General features: G+C 64.1%; 14 protein-coding genes. 11 read left to right on the top strand and 3 right to left on the bottom strand.

The annotated features are described in order from the left end of the window. The first annotated feature begins 146 nt into the window (after window positions 1–146). Window positions 147–1,742 (top strand): winged helix-turn-helix domain-containing tetratricopeptide repeat protein, encoded by a 1,596-nt coding sequence (locus JTJ31_RS15555; RefSeq protein WP_207539641.1) that lies wholly within the window; start codon window positions 147–149, stop codon window positions 1,740–1,742. A gap of 176 nt (window positions 1,743–1,918) precedes the next feature. On the opposite strand, the gene JTJ31_RS15560 is transcribed toward JTJ31_RS15555, so the two are convergent. Next, a complete protein-coding gene (locus JTJ31_RS15560; RefSeq protein ID WP_207539642.1) occupies window positions 1,919–3,751 on the bottom strand; it encodes a glycosyltransferase 87 family protein in 1,833 nt (610 codons plus the stop codon). 555 nt (window positions 3,752–4,306) lie between these two features. Here JTJ31_RS15560 and JTJ31_RS15565 point away from each other — a divergent pair. From JTJ31_RS15565 to JTJ31_RS15600, 8 genes are all read left to right on the top strand, one after another. Beyond that, window positions 4,307–5,911 (top strand): winged helix-turn-helix domain-containing protein, encoded by a 1,605-nt coding sequence (locus JTJ31_RS15565; protein ID WP_207539643.1) that lies wholly within the window; start codon window positions 4,307–4,309, stop codon window positions 5,909–5,911. Window positions 5,912–6,352: 441 nt separating this feature from the next. Then, entirely contained in the window at window positions 6,353–6,880 is a 528-nt protein-coding gene (locus JTJ31_RS15570; protein WP_207539644.1) for a hypothetical protein, read from the top strand. A gap of 624 nt (window positions 6,881–7,504) precedes the next feature. Further along, entirely contained in the window at window positions 7,505–8,164 is a 660-nt protein-coding gene (locus JTJ31_RS15575) for a hypothetical protein (protein ID WP_207539645.1), read from the top strand. A 775-nt stretch (window positions 8,165–8,939) separates the two neighbouring features. Beyond that, a complete protein-coding gene (locus JTJ31_RS15580; protein ID WP_207539646.1) occupies window positions 8,940–9,263 on the top strand; it encodes a hypothetical protein in 324 nt (107 codons plus the stop codon). Between the two features lie 1,805 nt (window positions 9,264–11,068). Next, window positions 11,069–11,353, top strand: coding sequence for a hypothetical protein (locus JTJ31_RS15585; protein WP_207539647.1), 285 nt, complete (start codon window positions 11,069–11,071; stop codon window positions 11,351–11,353). An 8-nt stretch (window positions 11,354–11,361) separates the two neighbouring features. Beyond that, window positions 11,362–13,260: a hypothetical protein gene (locus JTJ31_RS15590; RefSeq protein ID WP_207539648.1), complete on the top strand. Its 1,899-nt coding sequence runs from the start codon at window positions 11,362–11,364 to the stop codon at window positions 13,258–13,260. Between the two features lie 1,226 nt (window positions 13,261–14,486). Further along, a complete protein-coding gene (locus tag JTJ31_RS15595) occupies window positions 14,487–14,822 on the top strand; it encodes a hypothetical protein (RefSeq protein ID WP_207539649.1) in 336 nt (111 codons plus the stop codon). 116 nt (window positions 14,823–14,938) lie between these two features. Beyond that, window positions 14,939–15,379 carry a tunnelling fold family protein gene (locus JTJ31_RS15600; RefSeq protein ID WP_207539650.1) on the top strand — a complete coding sequence of 147 codons (441 nt, stop codon included), beginning with the start codon at window positions 14,939–14,941 and terminating at the stop codon, window positions 15,377–15,379. Window positions 15,380–16,605: 1,226 nt separating this feature from the next. Here the strand turns inward: JTJ31_RS15600 and JTJ31_RS15605 are convergent. Together JTJ31_RS15605 and JTJ31_RS15610 are read right to left on the bottom strand one after the other, a co-directional pair. Beyond that, a complete protein-coding gene (locus tag JTJ31_RS15605; protein ID WP_207539651.1) occupies window positions 16,606–16,896 on the bottom strand; it encodes a hypothetical protein in 291 nt (96 codons plus the stop codon). Between the two features lie 67 nt (window positions 16,897–16,963). Beyond that, window positions 16,964–17,248, bottom strand: coding sequence for a hypothetical protein (locus JTJ31_RS15610; RefSeq protein ID WP_207539652.1), 285 nt, complete (start codon window positions 17,246–17,248; stop codon window positions 16,964–16,966). Window positions 17,249–17,453: 205 nt separating this feature from the next. Here JTJ31_RS15610 and JTJ31_RS15615 point away from each other — a divergent pair, with 205 nt between their 5' ends. Next, entirely contained in the window at window positions 17,454–18,152 is a 699-nt protein-coding gene (locus JTJ31_RS15615; protein WP_207539653.1) for a recombinase family protein, read from the top strand. Window positions 18,153–18,464: 312 nt separating this feature from the next. Beyond that, window positions 18,465–19,073 (top strand): hypothetical protein, encoded by a 609-nt coding sequence (locus JTJ31_RS15620; protein ID WP_207539654.1) that lies wholly within the window; start codon window positions 18,465–18,467, stop codon window positions 19,071–19,073. Window positions 19,074–19,159: the final 86 nt, after the last annotated feature.

A 19,159-nucleotide genomic window follows, 5' to 3' on the forward strand; every position in this document is an offset into this window, starting at 1 on the left:
CGCGTCGGAGACCCACAAATGCCTCGTTGCCCCCGGCTAAATCCTGATTGGGAGGTGCAAATCTTGCGCTGAAGGCATGGAATTTTGATGCAAGCCCTTCTCGCCTCCGCTAAGGCTCGCGGGGACGATGTCCGGGAGAGCCGGCCATGGGGGAGAGTCATCCTTCCATCGTTTTCCGCTTTGCAGGTTTCATCCTCAATCCGAGCCGAGCGGTCCTGCGCAGTGGCGATGGCAGCGAGATCTCTTTGCGGCCGAAGACCTTCGACGTGCTGCGGCACCTCCTTGCGAACGCGGGTCGGCTGGTCACGCGTGAGGAACTCCTCGCCGCCGTCTGGCCTGGGCTCTTTGTCGCCGATGAGAGCGTCACGGGCTGCGTCGCCGAAATCCGCCGCGCCCTCCGTGACGACGGGCGGCTGCTCCGCACCCTGCCGAAACGCGGCTACCTGCTCGAAGCCGAGGTGATACAGGAGGAAGCAGGCTCCCCTCCTTCTGAAGCGACTGAGAAGCCAACTTCTCTTGGTGGCCGAACTCTGGGTGAAGCTTCCTATCACCCGCCCCTCCCAGCGGATCATCCTTCGCTCGTTGTCCTGCCCTTCGCCAATCTGAGCGGCGACCCTGACCAGGAGTACTTCTCCGACGGCATGACCGAGGAACTGATCAACCAACTCTCACGCGCGCGCTGGTTCTACGTCATCGCGCGCAATTCGAGCTTCACCTACAAGGGCCGCGCGGTAGACCCTCGTCAGGTTGGGCGCGATCTCGGCATTCAGTATGTGCTCGAAGGCAGCGTGCGCCGTGCGGCGGGCCGGGTGCGCATTTCCTGCCAGCTCATTGATGCCCAGACCGGCCACCAGCTTTGGGCCGAGCGGTTCGAGGGCACCTTGGACGACATCTTCGATCTGCAGGATCGGGTTGCCGAAGCCGTCGCAGGCGCCATCGAGCCGAGCCTGCAGCATGCGGAGATCCAGCGCGCACGGGCCAAGCCGACCGGCAGCCTGAACGCCTACGATCTGCTGCTCCAGGCCATGCATTGCCATCGGACCATGACGAGGGAGGGCGACGACCAAGCACTGTGCCTGCTCCGCGCGGCCATTGAGCTGGACCCCGAGTTTGCCTTGGGTAAGGCGCAACTGGCCTACACGACGATCTTCCTGGCGGCTCACAACAGGGGCAACGAAGCAATCCTGGAGGAAGGCGTCCGATGCGCTCGCGAGGCATTGGCGAGCAGTCGGGATGATCCCCTCGTTCTCGCCTTCGCAGCTTTAGCCCTCGCTTTCCACGTTGCGGACTATCCAACTGCACGCGCGGCCGCCGCGCGGGCCCAGGCGATGAGCCCCAACTCCGTCCAAATCGCCGTCTGCGCCGGATGGGTCTATGCTTTGAACAGCGAACCAGAACTCGCGCTCCAGGCCTTCCAGCGCGCGCAAAGGCTTAGTCCGCTTGATCCTGCTGTCGAGTACGTTTACGTGGGCCTCTCGTCGGTTCACGTCGCGCTTGGAGACTATGCGAGTGCGCTCGAATGGGCGGAACGCGCCGTGCAGATCGCACCAAACTACGCGCCGGGGCACCGCTACCTGATCATCGCGAGTTGGTTGCTGGGCCGTGAGGATGCCGCCCGGGCTGCGGCAACACGGATGCTGGCGCTCTTCCCGAACGCCCGCGCGCAAATGCGTCGCTATCGGGACGATAGCTTCCGCCAGAAGATCGTTGGCGCACTAATAGCCGCAGGAATTCCAGAGTAGCGCGTCATAACGCGAACTGCTGCAGGGCCGTTACAGGAGATCTGCGCAACCTCACAACAGCGGAAGCTTGAATGCCGGTCACAGGCTCTGCTGGCCGTGTTTTCCTATCCTTCGTGCCATGAAAGACACGGGCATCGAGGCTCAGCCGTGAGTGGGCCGCCAACGGAACAGCCAGCTCATTGTGCGCGGCAGACTTGCATCAGTCTCGTGAGGTTGTTCAGGACCGGACGGCAGGACGCGCGGTCGAAACCGATCCCCAGGACGCGCAGCACGTGGACGTCCAGGCTTGGCCCGTCGTCGGCGACGTCAGGGCTCTCCACAAGCACGAAGACAGGCCCAGTGTGCTCCCGGATCATTCGCTCCGTCTCGTCCGCCATGCGGTGCCCCTTCATGGAGAGGGCCTCGCCCACGTCCCAGGCGGCTCCCCCGCCCACGGTCCACCTCGTCGCTCCCACGAAACGGATCTCGCGACCAGCCAGGAAAGGAGCAGCAAAGGATACGTACATCCCGGCCGCCACCACCAGCGAGCCCTCGGGAAGCTCAACGCGGGTAACCCCCACCGCCCTCGAGCTACGCGGCGCCCACTGCGGGTCAAAGCTCTCGCGAGAATGATCAGGGTATTCGGTGACCAGGGCACATACGCCGAGGACGGCGCCCATGCAAAGCGCGGCTCCTCGACGCCACAGCGCGCTCATCAGGTCTCTCTCTACCCGCCTTCGGCCATTCGGGGCTGCGAGCATCAGGGCACGGCCTGCCGCCCAAACCGGGACGCCGAGCAGCGCTTCGACCGGCAGAGCGTAGCGAAGGATCGAGAAGGTGCTGAGCCACGCCACGTAGGCGACGAGAAGGAAGCCCATCACCGCGTGCGCCGCACGCGTGGCCGCGTCCGGGACGGCGCCCGCGCAAGCGTCTTCTGTCGCACCGCCGCCAGTGAGGCCACCTCTGGATCGCAATCGGCGCCAGGCTTCACCTCCGGTGGCCAGCAGCAGGGCGGCGAGACCAACCGCGAAGCGCGGGTCGGCCATGGGCGGCTCGATGACCAGCCCTTCCGTGCGGTGCGCCCAGAGCACGGGATAAAGCAGCGCTTCCGTCAGCGTGCGGGGAAGGAAGCCAAGGTCACTCGGGTTCTCGGGCAGGAACCATGGCGAGCGGAAGACGTTGTTGAAGAACGGTCCAAAGGGATTGCCGAACCGTTCCCAAAGGAACCATCCCCAGAGACCGTAGACTAACGCGAAGCCGAGCACACCGCCCGCCGCGAGCAGCGCAACGGCGCGAGCGCGCGCCTGCGGCGCGGCCAGGATGGCAGCGATCACCAAGGCGGGCGGGTAGATGACCGCAGTCAGCTTCAGCCCAATCGCGCCGCCGCCGAGGGCGCCTGCAAGCAGCCGCAGCCTCTCGGCACGGCGGCCTTCCCCGGCGTCGTCAGCACTCGCCGCGAGCAGCAGCGCCAGCAGAGCACCGACAACGACGCATGCCACCTGGACGTCGTTTTGGGTCGCGCCCACCTCGGGCAGCGTCGCCGCTCCGGTCAGCCCAAAGAGCGCGACCAGGAGGCTGGCCCCCGTCGCACGGCGGGCTGCCCCGTGGCAGGCGACGTTGGTGACCGCGAGCACCAGGAAAGCGAGCAGCCCAAGATAGCCGGCCTGCAGCATGGTGACGGCCCTGGGCCAGCCATTCAGCGGGCTCGTGGTCAGGAGATAGAATGGCAGGTCGAGGAGTGGGTGGAGAAAGCTATGCATCCCCGCCGGCGCGAGGTCGATGTTCCACCGCCCCTCCAGAAGAGCCCAAGCATTGTGATAGTGGTAGTTGCGCAGGTCGGGATTGACGTCGCGCCCGAGAGCAAGAGCAGTTATTGCCGCCGCGGCCCAGCAGGCAATGAATACACCCCATCCCATCCGCACGCCGGGCTCGTGCTTTCGGCACGCAAAGGTTGCAGATGCAAGCTCAGTAAGCCCTGGCTTGTGGAGGATGACTTCCCTCTCGGGCGTTTCCAGAAGCTGCTTTGCCATGTCGTGTCTCCCGAGATCTGGCCACTGTTCTCAAAGCACCTGCCTTAGGGCGAGCTTTCCCTAAGCTGCGTAGAAGACGCCCGGCTCTCAGAAAGGGAGCATCCCCCGCACGATATCTCTTTGCATGAGCAGATCGCCGGCATATCGATGAGCGTCTGGCCGCAACCCTATGTCGGCGAGCATCCGGTCGCTCACATGGGCGAGTTCGTCCCGCTCCCCTGGCAGCTTGAATGCTTGAAGCCACGCAGTCAGGCGGACGTAGAGCCTTGCCGAGCGGTTTCCCTGCCGGCTGGCTGGCCTGGCGAGCGGGATTTGAAAGGCGGAGATCGGGGCTGAGTAGGACATCGTAAGCCTCCCTGCTGGCTCGGCCGGCCTCCCAGACCATCCGGGCACTGCCGCCAAGCCGTTCTGCATCGGTGGCCCGAGGGTGCCTTGGCGGCCCGAAACTCGTCCTGGAAAGGAGGTGGAAGTCTCGTAGAAACGAGGTGGAATCTTGCTGCGCCCCCTTCCCTCCTGCGCCTAGGCTTCCCGGGGAGATATCCACGGGAGCCGGCCATGGATGAAGCGAAGAGCGCTGCCGCCTTCCGCTTCGCGGGCTTCACCCTCGACCCGCGGCGCGGGGCGCTGATCGACGGTTCCGGCGGGGAGGTCGCCCTGCGGCCGAAAACCTTCGGCGTGCTGCGGCACCTTCTTGCGAACGCAGGTCGACTGGTCACGCGCGAGGAGCTGCTCGCCGCAGTCTGGCCGGGGATTTTTGTGGCCGATGAAAGCGTCACAGGCTGCGTCGCCGAGATCCGTCGGGCGCTCGGCGACGACGGGCGACTGCTCCGCACCATGCCGAAGCGAGGGTACCTGCTCGAGGCCGAGGTGACGCAGGCTACCGGCGACGCATCAGAAACCAAGGACGCGGAGAAGGCCCCGTCCTTTGACCGCCAAGCGTCGGGTGAGGCCACGCCACATCCCCTCGTCCCGCCAGCCCGCGCCTCCCTTGTCGTCCTGCCCTTCGCCAACCTGAGCGGTGATCCCGAGCAGGACTACTTCGCCGATGGCATCACGGAGGAGTTGACGACGGCACTGAGCCGGGTCCGTTGGTTCTTCGTCATCGCCCGGAACTCCGCCTTCACCTACAAAGGGCGTGCTGTGGATGTGCGCCAGGTCGGTCGGGAGCTTGGCGTTCGCTATGTGCTTGAGGGCAGCGTCCGCAAGGCTGGCGAGCGCGTCCGCATCACAGCCCAACTCACCGAAACTGAGACGGGGCACCATGTCTGGGCGGACCGCTTTGAGGGCACATTCGGCGACATTTTCGCCCTCCAGGACCAAGTGGCCGAGGCTGTGGCAGGTGCGGTCGAGCCGAGCCTTCAGGCCGCCGAGATCGTGCGCGCCTCCGCCAAGCCGACCGAGAGCCTCGACGCCTACGACCTTTACTTGCGTGCGCTCAGCCGGATCTACCGCATGACGCGCGAAGACAGCGATGCAGCGCTTACCCTGTTCCGCCAAGCGGTCGAACTTGACCCGGATTTCGCGCGGGCAAGAGCCAACAGCGCCGCGTACCGGGTGGTTCGGAAAACGCAGGGTTGGTCTGAACCTAAGGAATGGGCGGAAGGCGCAGCCTGGGCGAGAGCGGTTCTAAGATTTGACCAGGACGACCCGGGTGTCCTTCGGTGCGCAGCCCTCGCAGTCGCCCATCTCGCTCGGGACTATGCGGCCGGCGTCGCGGCGGCCGAGCGGGCCATCGCGCTGAACAGCGGCTCGGCCCAGGTCCTGCTAAGCTGCGCGTGGGTCTTCATCTATGCGTGCCAGCCCGAGAGGGCGATCCCGCTTTTCGAGCGCGCCATACGTCTCAGCCCGCACGACCCCGAGGAAGCCTTTATGCTTTCTGGCATTGCGTTGGCCTATCTCGTCACAGGTGACTTCGAGGCCGCTGTTCAATGGGCCGATCGCTCGGTGAGTCACGCACCGAATTGGCTATCAGGACGTCGTACGTTGATTGGCGCGCTCATGCTGTCCGGCCGGGAGGTAAAGGCTCACGAGGCCGCAGCGGCTTTGAAAAATGTCGCGCCGCAAGATCGCAGCCTCGAGGCAGTAATTCCTCCTCTCCGGAATAAGGATATCCGCGACCGCTACATCGCGGCCTTGAGAGCGGCTGGCGTACCAGGCTGAGAGTGCCATGCGGGCCGGAGGCTTGCAGCCGCTCTCAAAGCGTCCGCCGCGAAGGCGCTAGGCGCTTCTCCATCTCGAAATCTAATCCTTTCAAGCGCGGCCGACTGACCTCAGCCACACCTCCGCCTGACACCCGGCCTGGCGCGCGGATACGCGCACCAGCACTGAGGAGGCGCGACCATTCACGCGCCAAGCCTGCACCCGACGGAAGCGCCAAGGGCGAAGGGGAAAGGCATCCATCAGGATGCCGGCCTTCGCGGCCTCGCTCGCACCGGCAGCAGGCCTCTCGGCGGACACGATCAGTGGCGTGGCACGGCTCCTTTGTTCGCTAAATGTTCCCTCTAGCCTCCCTCTGCGTCAAGCCGATTCCGGCGGGCTGCCCGACCCGGTTCTTTCGAGGAGGAGCAACCCGCTTCTCCAATCCCGGAAAAGGACAAGACCGTGCCTTGGACGAATTACAGCCTCGCGCCGGGCCAGCCGGTGAATGCCGCCTTTCTTCGCTCGAAGCTCTGTCACCTTGCGCATGGCAAGCGCTACACGGTCGTGGCCGACGCCCTCACCGAAGTTGGCTACTACGCCGCGGTCGCTGAGCGCGACCTCAAGACCGGCACCAGCCGGATCTTCGCCACCACCGCTCGCTTCTTCCGCCACGCGGCCGCGCTGAGCGTCGAATGGCAGACGGAGTTCAACGAACCGCAGCTGCGCGAATGCCCGGAGGCTGTCTTCAACGCCCTCACGCCGCTCGCGGCGCACCAGGCCAAGGCGCGGCAATGGCGCGACGTGGTGAGGCAGCGCATCGAGGCCTCCCGCCCGGTCTGGCCGGACTGGCTGAAGCCGCAGCCCAGCAAGAAGCACGACCACCGGCAAGGCTGGCTCTTCGCCAGAAAGGCTGACGCGGCCCCCAGGCGGGGGCCTCGGGCCTCGCTTCACAAAATCGTTGCGGAGGCATCAAACGTAACGATACGGTAGTGTCAACGCGCTTGCGGCGGGGGCACATCGTGACCAACGAGCTGGCTTGCGAGGAAGAGACGAAGAACTGTGTGAGGCGGCCCGCCAGGCGGGACGCGCTTCAGACGGTCTGTCTCCGGTAATCCATCGCAGAGCGGTGCTGGGATTCCAGGCCAGCCTCCTCCCATGCGCAGTGACGGTCTGGCTTTCCCCTAGAATGTCATCTGCTCAGGCCGGGATATTTCTCCTCGCAATCGATGTGTCGCCTGAGGTCGCGGCCGGAGCGGTTGTGGTCGACGTCCGAAGCTCGACGGAGAGGCATCGCGACGGTGCGCCGCGCATGCGGCACCACTGGATCCCGCTCGGCGCGGAGCGATGGTCGGGAGCCGCGACGCCGCCGGAGCGCCAAGATTTTCTGCGACGAGTTTCAGGCACCTTCGGTCCAGCTGGAAGCGCGCCTCGCCTCATCGTCCTCTGCTCCATCGGCGTGAGGTCGGCATCCGCGGTGCATCTTCTCGCTGCATCCGGCTACGACGCGGAAAGTCCGCAGGATGGTTGGCTCGGCAATGAGACAGGCCCCGGCCTGCGTGCCATCGAGCCACGTGGCTGAGTGTCCGGGATGACAGAACAAACGAGAAGGACTCCATGGAGAACACACGCAGCGAGATCGTGCCGATGATCGCCCGTCACGCCCTTCCCCTTGCTCTCCTGCTCTCTGCATGCGCGGCGGAAGATCGCGGCGCTCCAACCGCAGGCAGCGGCCAACCCGTGGATATCCGAGCCGCCGCCGCTGCGTGCGGCCGCACGATCCCGGCCGCAGGGACCTACCTGTACCGGACCTCCTCGGAGGGCGACGTCCAGGAGGAACGCTCTGCTGAAAACCCGCTGATGCGGAGGAGGTCTGACGGCTTTACGCGCGTAGACCCATGCGGACGGGTGATCGAGCGAACCGGCCAGAATGCCGTCCGCTTCTCGCCACACAACGGACAGTTGCCCGGCGTGCCGATGACCCTTGGCCATCGGTGGACACAGGACTATTCGTCTCAAAGCCAAAGAGACCCGCATCAACGCCGCAAGACATGCAATGTGGCTGCTGCCGAGGATGTTACCGTGCCAGCGGGCACATTCCCCAGCTGGCGTGTCGAGTGCATCAACCAGCGGCTCGGCGTGATGCACCCGATCAACGAGGTAGTCTCGTTTCGGCAGGGAGATCTTATTCTTCTTCGGTACGATGGTTCGTCCATAGGCGGAATTCGAAACACCATTGAGTTGCTCGCGCTCCCTGGAAACGCAGGAGGCCGTTAGCCGCCCGGCGCCCGCGTCAGCACAGTTGCAGGTGGGCATATCAAAACGAGAGACATGAGCCGAGATCACTCTCAGCATCTCGGCTCATAGCGATCCGTGGCAGGCGCATCCTCGTGGCTATCCCTGCTCTCTTCCCTCCGAGGTGCCAAGCCTCTCCCATCCCGGAAAGGGGCGCATATCGGAGGATTTCTCCAAGTCGGACATCGGTGCCGAGTTTCTCTGGGTCCTCCTAGGATCCGGACGCTTATTCGTGGCCATCGCCAATCCCAGCGAGGAGCTTCCGCTGATCGGGGTGCGGCGGAACGGTCACGCGGTTCAAGTCCTCGACTAGCCCTCGGAGGAAGTGCAGCTCGTCACCATGGAAGTGAACGGCAGGTCCATCCGCCACAAGCGCGACCTGGACGACGCCTGTTGTTGCGTTGACGCTTCTGCGGACATCCCGTCCGCTCCAACGCGAGGGTGATTGTTACGACATCACGACGAGGCCCGGAAAGATGCTTGGGCCTTGAGCACCCGGATCTTGCGAATGGCGTCTCGCGCCTCTGTTTTCCACAAGCCGCGAGCAAAAGAAAATCACACCATAATTTCTCTCCTGCGCTTGAGCGCACTATCTCCCCTCCGTGAAGCCTGATCCACACCCCATCGCTCGCGCCGCGCGGCCGCAAGCTCGAGCCTTACTGCCACCCCGAAGCCATTGAGGCGGCTGTGGGCGGTGGCGGAGGGCCGTCCGTCATCGGCTGAACAGCCACCCATCCTTCTCGAAAGGAATTTTTCCATGTCAAACAGCAATTCGAATACGACCAGCGCGCCGTCGGCTGCCTCGGGGACGCCGTCAGGACCAACTGCACCACCGCTCGGCCCACGGCTGAACAGCACAGGCGACGTCAAAATGGTATGGTCCTGCGAAGACTGCTTCTTCTTTGATCGAAGCACACCAATCCCTGCTTCATCCAAGGACAATGATGTGGACAAGGCATTCCACGCTATTGCGGGTTTCTGCCGACGCGGGTCGCCGGGCGTGGGTACCTATCCGATCCGTCGTGCCATTTGGCCGCTCGTCGCAAAGAGCGATTTCTGCGCCGCAGGTGTGGAGAAGTGACTCCTGCAGAGGCGGCCACGAGCGGAAGGTGATCGGGCTGTATTCTCTGGGAGGAGAGCCCTTCACCTTCTTTGAAACCGGCGAACCCTTGGTCTTGGCCCTGAGCGTGCCCGCGTGTTCGATCTTGACGGGGCTGCGGCGCGCTCATTACCGGACCCTGAAGCGCACGGGGTGGAGGTCCGGCGGCAGAGCTTCGCCCTGGGCGTCAGGTGGAAGACAGGTCTCGGCACTCAGCCGATCAAGAGAGCGAGCAACGCTCGGCGGGTTACACCGTGCCATATGCACACCCTCCACGTCTCTTCCGATGAAAGGTGCGTGCATCACGCACCTCCCGCCCCTGCCGGCCCAGATCGTCTGCGGCAGTGTATGCGCCGCGCCCGAGGCGCCTTGTCGCCCAGTCCCGCAGTGAAGCAAGATCGCTCCGGCACCGGCGATCGCCCCTGGGCCGCGCGATCAGACTTGAGCCTCGCTCGGTCAGCCTGCTTCCGGCTTCCCTGGAAGCCGCAGCGTGGTGTTCTGATGGTTATCGGCCAGTGCCCCGCGTGCGTGGGCCAAGTCCTCCATCACAATGCTGTGAGAGGCGCGAGGCAGAGCTTCTGACATCAGCTGGAAGGCATGGGTTGCACAGCGGCCGCTTCTGCAGGATCTGCGCAGCCGGATGCCGTGTGCGAGGATCATAACCAGCAAAGTCGCCACAACTGACTTGAGATCTACCGGCCATCGCACGGCTTCGTCACGAGCCGCATCGACTAGCTAGCTACGGGGTGCATCCCTCCGTCGGATCAGCGGCAGCAAAGGAGCCCGCCTCCACGCCACGCACTTCAAAAGGTGAACAGGCCCTGAGTGGCCTTTTCGCCACGTCGTGAATTAAGCCGGACAAAGAAAGGGCGGAGATGGTCAGCCATCTCCGCCCTTCTTGTTTTGGCTGGCCCATAACTGAGCCTAAAAAAGTATTGGCAGCTACGACAACTTCTTGCCGCTGATCGCCAGTAGCTTTTTCTTTTTGTTGGCCCAGTAGTAGGGCCTCGGAACCGTGGCTCTTTCGCGCGAGGCACACTCAAGGCACCCGAGCGAAGTTCACCCTCTTGCCTTACAAGAGTAATAAGGGAGATGTTGTTAGAGCACAAGGGGGGTTTCGGTCGAGTTTCGTTGTTCCGTTGGCACAATTGCCGCAACGGTCTCCCGATTCACAGCCTTCTTGGTCAATGTAGAGGGAATGGTACCGGCTCAGTGTTGGATTCTGATGCCTCGTCCGTCCCGAGAAGCCCCCGGTCTGCAAATCCATTCCCTCTCCTGCCCCATGCCGAGTGGGACGACTTGAGGTGCCAACTAGAGCCATTCACCGACACTTGGGCGGAGCGATAGGCACCCGAGCAAATGGCAAGCCCAAGTAGCGTCGTTGCGCTCGGGATCCGCCGTTAGGGGTCGCCTCGGAGACCATTAAAGTTACTTAGATGTAATCCACCAACCTTGATAACTTGGTACAGTGTAAAGGGCACGCAGAGGCGCAGCTATGTCCCTGGGCTTATAGGGCTTCAGGAACGTTGCTCGCATCTTCGTTGCCAGGAAGCGGTAACCAAGCCTCCGGATGACCGGCTTGGTACCCCCCATCCGTCTCAGGGGTGCTTCCCCCCCACGTCCCTGTTCGGGTGAGGCGTTGGTCCCATGATCTGCTCAGGGGAGAAATCCCTGCGCTGAAATGAGGAGGTGTGGGTACGTCCCATCGCCCTCCTGATCGAAGGCGTCACATCTGAGCAACAACCATCCAGAAATTGGCCCCCTGGGGCCCGATGGAGACTGGGATCGTGAATCACGATCAAACGCGTATTCGACTGCCTGTGCCGCCGCGCACGGGCCACATAAAGTGCATTGCGGCCCGCATCCGCCTCGCCAGGACTTCGGACATGAAGTTCGTGCACATGGCGCTCGGCAACTCCGCCAGCCAGCGCGAAGGCAAGCACCACACCAAAACAGGACACTCCACCTTCTTTCCGTCGGAAGGGCTGGACCTCTGGATCGCTGGGCTACCGGGCATGGCTCCAACTTCCGCCACCGGGACATGCACGTTTCGGCTGGGCAAGCGGTCGTAGACGTGCCCATGTCCACAGAAGACATCAAAGGCGGCTGCGAAGCCGTCGATCCGCACATCGCCTCCTCTGCCCAGCCGGCCGATCGCTCGGCTTACACGGATGTTGTAAAGGGTGGGCTCGCTGGCGAGCGGCCTCGCTTGGGTAGCTGTGATCCCAGCGAAGACCCGGCAGCGTCGCCGCTCCCCGCAAGCACCGCTAAACGTGCACGGTCAAAATCGGTCAAGAGGCGGGTGGGAACCATCTCCAAGGCGATGATGGTCCACGACCGAACCCTGCGGGCGATAAAGAACTGGAGAAGCTGGAGTGAGAACCGGCATCGGCCGCATGTGCCCAAAGAGGCTATCACGGATCTTCTCCAAGGCACCCTAGCAGGGATGGAAAAGGCCCGTCAGAACAAGGAGGCGAAATCCACCGCTAGCGCAAGCCGGACATCCTCCGGCCCCGCGCGCAAGCTTGGCCCAGAGGACGCCGCTCAATGCATCTGGAGCGACGCTCGGGAGCAGGCCGCGAAGCACCGCGCGAAGGCCGACGCCGCCCTGGCTCCGGGCGGGCTCGTGGCCGTCGTCGCCCATATCCACCTGCCGGCTGCGGTCCGCAGCGATGTTGGCAACGAGGCAGCGGCCACCGCCCATCTCCTTCGCCAAATCTACAAGAGTGTCCGAGCGACGCTAGCCCACAAGCATGCGGGGCCTTGCTGGGAGATTGGCGTCGTTGAGCCGAGCCGGGACGGACGGGCCCACGGCCATCTCGTCGTCATCGTGCCGGCTGAAGAAGAAGCCACGGCGGAGGACGTCATCAGGCGGGAAACGGAGCGCGCCTGCTCCGGCCGCACGACAAAGGCCTCAGAGGCCATCGTGCACTTCACCCCACAGCAGAATCTCATCGGCGCGCGCTACGCCGACTCTGGGATTCACGTGGTGGACTACCTGTTGAAAGTGCATATGGGCGGGCCCGACAAGCCGGAGGAGATTTTCAAGCTCGACCGTGTCACACCTATCGTCCGGCGTGCCTGGGGAAAGCATTTCAACGTCGGCTTGACCGTGTGCGTAGTTACCCGAACAAAGAAGGCCGCCGCACTCCAGCAGACCCAGGTGGCGGAAGGAAGCGCGCCGCCTATTCTAAATTCCGGGGCGCATCTCGCGGCGGATGCAGGGCAAGCGCCGATGGAGAACAAGACCCCGCCTGCGCGCAAGAAACCCTCACCGCAGTCCTCCGGCGGGCAAAAGGACATCGAGGCTCCGGTCGCGGGCGTGACTGTCACAGGGTGCGGCGTCTCGATGGGACATGTCACACGCGATGACGACGGAAGCATCGTACTTACAACAAACGACCACCCCAGACTTCAGAGTGGTGCCGGCTCTGCGGTGGGAGGACAGTTGGCTGCATCACAGGCTGGCAGGCCGCGCCAGCCCGCCATGACGGCGGCCCAACGCAAGCGGAAGAGCCGCGAGAAACTCGAGGAGCAGGGCCTCAAGGAAGCGACTGTCCTAATCCGCGAAGAGCATGAGGCTGAGTTTCGGAAGGCCGCGCATCTCTCAAGGCAAAACATGCCTCCATGGATGCCTCCGCTTTGCCCCGAGGCGGGAAGCGACCTGTCCCCGATCTTGGATCAATGGCCGCATGCGGCATGGACCGGAATCACTGGAAGCCGAATGCCTGAGCCGGCCGCGCGGCGGCGCGTCTCTCCACGAACCATCGGAGCGACAAGGCTGTCTCGGTCCGGCCAAGGTCTTACCCGAGCCGCAGCCCCAGTCCGCGCAACCCGCGCCTGGAGCGAGAACAGCGATGGGTCACTTCATAGCGTCGAGGTTCTGGCGACATTGCTCGAGACGTTACAAGAGGCCCATCAGATGAGCGCGGTCGCTCTCATGTACGCGAGGGAGATGCTCAGCCGCCGACAGCCATAGCGTTCCCCTCTAGCAAGAGCGGGATACAGCGTGAGCTGCGGTTCGGCGCCGTCGCCAAAGGAGCCGCACAGGCAGCTCACGCAAAGATGTGCCGATCAGCACAGTGCACGAGGGTGACGAGTGGGTATCGAGGAAGCAGTGCGATGGCAGCAGGACGCTAACTTGCTGCTTCACAATGCGCCCGAGACTGTATCCTGGGGGAACGCACGCTCTGAGTCTGCTGCGGGCCAGCCGTCATGTCGTGGTCTGGGAAGAACCACAGTGGGCGTGGACTTGACCAGCCTTCGCCCTGGTCGCGGATATGTGAGTTTTTGTTCGTGTTCAGCTTGATTGGCAAAGGCTGATGTCGGGGTACTGGCCTCCGGGACAGACCAGCATCGGCCAGGAGGACGACGAGCGAAGCAGCACGGAAACAGACTCGCTGCAGGTAGCATGTGCAGGACCGGCAAGCCGGCGGCGCCTGGCTCGTGACGTCAAGGCGCTTGAGAAAGAGGAGCTTCACCAGCAGCTGGCCTATGTTCACCGCCGCATCGGAAGCGCAGGCTCGCCTCTGCTTCGTCCTGAGCCGCCTGCTCCACCTCAGAGTCCCAAGGCTCCCACACAGCTTCGCATGGGACGCGAATTTCGCTCAATTCACTGGAATGGCGCCCAACGGTGGGATCGCGCGATGAGGAAGTCCTCTTTGGCCGTGCCGTTGTTGCCTTCGCGAGCCCAGACGCCAAGCGCCCGCTGTCCATCCACGCAAACCCAGCTGGTACCTGTTGGGGAGGGTGCGCAGCTTGGCGCGGGTCACGTCCTCGCGGCCCAAACTGCCTGATCACGCAGAGATTCATGACCCTTTTTGCCGCATCATTGTCTGGTCATTTCCACCAAACGCTACATGATCGTGCTGTCGGGATGCAGCGCCACGACCAGATGAGGTCAGACGCGGCACATTATTTCTGCTGCCCACTTTGTTTGGCTCTCCACGCACCACATGATGCGGGCTGGAGAAGTGCTGCTCAACTTCCATCGCAGAAGGCAGAACCATGGCGAGAGTACTCTTGTCGAGGCCGCAGTCATCGACGCACGGCACGACAAGCCGGCTCTTCACCGAGGCACAGCTGGTGATGGCGGCGCCGCAGCTCACTCATCCACGGGATAGTCTGGACAGAAGCTGGCAACCCGGAACGCAAATGGCCGCCCCTCCGCTCTCGGAGAAAGGGGCGCAACTGGAGATCGCTGTGATGAATGTCGTCACTTTACTTGTCGCCCCTCCCAAGGCCGGGGGCATTTCCGGCCCGCTCAGAGGGCTGGCTTCCAGCAAGACGGACGCAGCCATTCTGCGCGTGCTGACGCCGGCCATTCCGAAGACCTTCTTCGAGGCCGACGACAAGGGGTACGGCAACGCCGACGCCGACGCCGACGCCGTCGCACGCACCGCGAAGGATCACATCCGGATCCAACCGGACGGAGGCAATCCCGGCGCGGAAGTTCAGGAGGCCGAGTGCACGACCTCTTCCAGACTTACGAATGGTCGTTCCCAGCATGACGACAGCAACTTGCCGCCGGGTGGCGTCTGACACCCGGGCCGGCACTCACAAGCCAAGTCTTACTTTCAGAGCAGACCGCCTGTCCTCCTCCAGAAAGGGGAGAACTGAGGCAGACAAGTCCATCCCCTCACGAAAGGCAATGCTTCATGTCTTGCATCACTCCAAGCGACACGTTTCAAAATCTTCTGCACATCCTGGCCAAGGAGCATGGAATTTCCCTGCCTGACGATATCAGCGCGAGCCTTCTCGCGCGGGCCCTGGGCCAGCCCGCTGCCGTACCCGATGCGCGGCAGTACATAATCAAGCGCGACGGACTTCCTCCGCTGCGCTTCGTAGGCTGGCAAGAAGCCTACGTGATCTCCGATTGGGTCGGAAACCGGCTCACGTGCCTCGGCCTCTACAAGACCAGGGGCGGCAAGTTCGTCTGCGAGCGAGACGTGACAGACGTGAGCTTTGGGCAAGAGGAGTTTCTTGAAGCCAAAGCCTGCTCCACGTTGGCAGAGGTCGGCGAGTTCTTTGGACATGGCGATCTCGCCAAGCAGCTCTACGAGGAGGCCTCCCTGACGATCGCGGAAGACGTCGACTGATACGAGGTCCGGCCGAGATGGCCGGGCCTTTTCCCTTGACAAGCTGACCCGGAGACGGCGCTCAGCGGTCGCGCCAGGAGAACGCCAGGCTTTCCCGGCACCGTGTCATCAACGGGCCTTCAAGCCATCGCCAGGAAGGTTGTAGGTCCAGAGGCCGCCACCCGTACTGCAACGGTCGGTCGATGCTTTTGCAGGACAGCGGAGGCGGCAAAGAGCGCCGCGCCAGCCTGCTCGCGCGTGTCGAAGAGCAGAATCGAGGCCGAGCGATTGGGGTCTTCCGTGGAGCGCAGCCAGGATGCGCCGCGGAAGCCCGCTAGTTTCGCAACTACTTCCGCCATTGCCCCCGTACCTCAGGGCCGTCTCAGTCGGGTTGTTGTCGGCCTTGCGCACCATGCAGAAGTGAGAATCACTCCGGTCGCCGCTCTGCGAGGATGCGATGCTGTGATGTCCAACCTCACCATCGAAGCGCTCGGTCGGCTCCCCTAAATCCGAGAGGTTGGTTAGGCGGCCGGTCCGCCCGGCCTTGCTTACGCGATGCGTCTCGGCGCCGCGCTGGCAAGGCCAGCAACTTCGTCTGAGGCTCGACCATGAACGTCACCGATGCTTCAGGTGCAACTCGGCTTGGATGGTACCCTGAGCCAAGCCACCCTAAGCCGCGAGAAGGCGCGTAGCGGATACCATTTGGCCGATCTGAGCTTCCTGACATTTACTGAGGCCCAGGAGCAACCACGCCTGCCACATACAGGCGGGCTTTCACAGCTCGGGCACGTCGCGGAACGCGGATGGGGCGCTCGTTTCTGGCCTGTGGAATACAAACACGAAGGAAAGGCCTTTGCACCGCACGACGGCGACCGGAGACAGCCGCTCCTCCTACATTTAGACAACGAGCACCGCAGCCATAACATCGGGCTCGCGCTCGAGCATGCGCAGTGCCGCAGCCAGCGTGGCCACGGGCCCAGCGGCCCCGGTCCCGGCTAGCCCAGCAGTCCTCCCGGTAAGCGCCGAGCGAGCACGGACGTCAGGCCCTGCTTTGTCTCGCTTCACACGGGACCAGACGCCGCAGCACCTGAACCATCTTCGCTAAAGTGGAGCACAGTCGGCCGCGATATCCCGACCCAAGCGGAACAGCCACCTCGGTGAGGTCGGGCAGAAGCGACCCTGCCCATCGCCGCACTTGTCTGTCCGATGTGCTGCGATGGGCAGGGATGAAGGAGTGGATGGCTGAGTCAGGAAGCGACCGCTCCGACAGCGGTTCCAACGAGAGCGCCTGAGGCCGTCAGTCCCGCCGTGGTGACAGCGCCGGCAGTGACGATGGTGCCCATGGTGACGCCCTCTGCGAAGACCGCCGCCGCTGCGGTGCCCAGAAGAGGGGCGGCCGCTCCGGCGGTGGCGATGGTGAGCGCCACTCCGGCCACGAGCCCGACGCCCGCGCCGATCCAGGTTGCGGCACCGATGCCACCGGCCACGTCATCCAGTTGGTCGTCGGACAGGGCGAGGGCGGCGTGGGTCTGCGTCATGGTCGTGTCTCCTGCGAAGAGGTCTGGAAGACGGGTTCAGGTAAGCGGGGAGAGTGAGAGAGGTGGCTCAGCCGATCGAGGAGCCGATCCGCTGACCCACGACGCCGGCGGCACCGCCCAGCACGCCACCCGCCACAGCGCTCGCGACCGTCGCGCCACCGACGGCACCCTCGGCGGCGATGCCGGCCAACACAGCACCCGCGGCCAGACCACCCGTCGCAGCGGTCACCACGCCACCGACGATGATGCCACCCACCAAGCCCAAGACGCCGCCCAGGCTCATGCCGCCCGCCACGTCATCCAGCTGGTCGTCGGAGAGGGCAGCGGCAGCGGGGAAAGAGGTGTGGGTCATGGTCTGGGTCCTTGGCTCTCGGTGGGTCCCGTCCTGCGGGAGTGAGGCCATCCTACCGGGGTCGCGCCATCGCTGAAGTCGATTGGACCGAAGCGAGCGATAGGCGGCGACGATGATCAGGTTGACTAGCGCTATGAAGGCGCGGCCGAGGGGGCGCCCGAAAACACTAGTTTTCGGGCAGAATCACTGCTGTTAGTTTTCCGGGATGTCGCGCTGCCCGAAAACCCCTGCTCGAAAAGCCGCGTGCAAATCTGCCACCTCGGTGGTGGTGTCTCCTCCCCTCTTCGATCTGCCGGAGGGGCCGCGGGTCATCGGCTACGCGCGGGTGTCGACGGTCGACCAAGGCATCGAGCCGCAAACGGTCGCGCTGGCCAATGCCGGCGTGTCCGAGATCTTCTCTGATGTCGGGATCAGCGGCTCCGTCATGCACCGGCCTGGCCTCGAGGCGGCCCTTGCCGCCCTGCACCCAGGAGACACGCTGGTCGTGGCGCGCCTGGATCGGCTCGGCAGCTCGACGGTCGGCATGCTCCAGCTGCTGCACGCGCTGGCATCGCGCGACGTGCGCTTCCGGAGCTTGGCCGAGGGCTTCGACACCACCACGCCGGCGGGCCGGGCCATGCTGCAGGTCGTCGCCGTCTTCGCGGAACTCGAGCGGAGCACCATCCGCGAGCGCGTGGTTGCTGGCCTCGATGCCGCCCGGAAGAACGGCAAGCTGCTGGGGCGCCGGCCGTACCACGCCCGCGAGCTGCTGACAGCAGGTCGAAGCCAAGCTGAGGTCGCGCGAATTCTTGGTGTCGGGCGATCTACGATCCAGCGCCTGCAGCCCCCGACCGGCGAGGACGACTTTGCCAGGAAATTCCTGGCGCTGAAGGGAACGCTCCCTCGAGGATCGCTCACGGATTGAGCCGGTCGCTCCGAGGGCCGGCCGCCGGAAGACCTCGATGTCCTTGCGGCGATCGATCAGCGCAACAAGGACTGACAGATGGCGAGCAGCATTCCGCCAAGGGCTGGCTGGGGCCAGCAAATGCACAGACTATTCGCATCACTGCTCGTGTGATTGATTTCGACCGTGAGGGCGAAGCGAAGCACTACATTCCGCAGCATGGCTTTGGCGGTCTTGGCCACATGGACCGCCACCGATGGGCGACCGGCACGAGCCGACGAGGCCGCGGATTGCTGGAGGAGCTTCTTCGCGGAGACCGGTGCGGAGGAGCGGTTGGCGGACGAGATCGTACGCTTCCGCTTCGTCGGTTACTCCTTGCGCATTCCCACCGCCTATCTACGCGGCGGCGCCACGCCCCGGCCAGAACTCGGCATCAGCGACGCCGTACGGCTGTTCGCCTCGGCCCCTCACTTGATGCCACTGACGCCGGCCCAATCCGAAGCCTTCTTCCGGCCCGGTTCACAAGGCGTGTGGGTCACAATGGAGGGTCACCCGCAGATCTTGCATGGACAGGCGCTGCTTGACGCCATGACGCGGTTCAACGGCCACGAGAACCGCGACGGCGAGCGAGACGCCAACGGCTTCCTGGTTTACCGGGCGAAAATCCCGGCTGCGGCCGCCACCTGGGCCGAGATATACGTCTGGCCCGGCGACCCCGAGCGGATCTTTCATTGCAGCGACAGCCTGCCTCCAGTCCGCTTTCCGCATTGCGCCGCGGAACGCTGGATCGGCGGAACGCTGCGCCTTTCGATGCGCTTCCCCAAGACGCTCGTTCCCCACTACCTCGCCCTGGAGGCGTCGCTCGAAAGCGCCATGTCTTGCGCGCTTGATGGCAGCGATCTACTGGGGCGCGCCTGGCCGCCGCGAACGCTGACGCCGTGATGACAAGGAAGATCTGTTGGCGCTGAGCCAGTCGAGCGCGGCGGTGCGGCAGAGCAAACCGAGGCAGGAGTTGGCGGTCTTCTCCT

Source organism: Sabulicella rubraurantiaca, assembly GCF_017355885.1.
Taxonomy (GTDB): domain Bacteria; phylum Pseudomonadota; class Alphaproteobacteria; order Acetobacterales; family Acetobacteraceae; genus Roseococcus; species Roseococcus rubraurantiacus.

What these genes read in the sequence shown, in the direction of transcription:
- JTJ31_RS15590 (WP_207539648.1), top strand. Translation starts at nt 11,362, where the DNA reads ATGTCCACAGAAGACATCAAAGGCGGCTGCGAAGCCGTCGATCCGCAC.
- JTJ31_RS15580 (WP_207539646.1), top strand. Translation starts at nt 8,940, where the DNA reads ATGTCAAACAGCAATTCGAATACGACCAGCGCGCCGTCGGCTGCCTCG.
- JTJ31_RS15605 (WP_207539651.1), bottom strand. Translation starts at nt 16,896, where the DNA reads ATGACGCAGACCCACGCCGCCCTCGCCCTGTCCGACGACCAACTGGAT.
- JTJ31_RS15555 (WP_207539641.1), top strand. Translation starts at nt 147, where the DNA reads ATGGGGGAGAGTCATCCTTCCATCGTTTTCCGCTTTGCAGGTTTCATC.
- JTJ31_RS15575 (WP_207539645.1), top strand. Translation starts at nt 7,505, where the DNA reads ATGGAGAACACACGCAGCGAGATCGTGCCGATGATCGCCCGTCACGCC.
- JTJ31_RS15560 (WP_207539642.1), bottom strand. Translation starts at nt 3,751, where the DNA reads ATGGCAAAGCAGCTTCTGGAAACGCCCGAGAGGGAAGTCATCCTCCAC.
- JTJ31_RS15615 (WP_207539653.1), top strand. Translation starts at nt 17,454, where the DNA reads ATGTCGCGCTGCCCGAAAACCCCTGCTCGAAAAGCCGCGTGCAAATCT.
- JTJ31_RS15600 (WP_207539650.1), top strand. Translation starts at nt 14,939, where the DNA reads ATGTCTTGCATCACTCCAAGCGACACGTTTCAAAATCTTCTGCACATC.
- JTJ31_RS15595 (WP_207539649.1), top strand. Translation starts at nt 14,487, where the DNA reads ATGAATGTCGTCACTTTACTTGTCGCCCCTCCCAAGGCCGGGGGCATT.
- JTJ31_RS15565 (WP_207539643.1), top strand. Translation starts at nt 4,307, where the DNA reads ATGGATGAAGCGAAGAGCGCTGCCGCCTTCCGCTTCGCGGGCTTCACC.
- JTJ31_RS15610 (WP_207539652.1), bottom strand. Translation starts at nt 17,248, where the DNA reads ATGACCCACACCTCTTTCCCCGCTGCCGCTGCCCTCTCCGACGACCAG.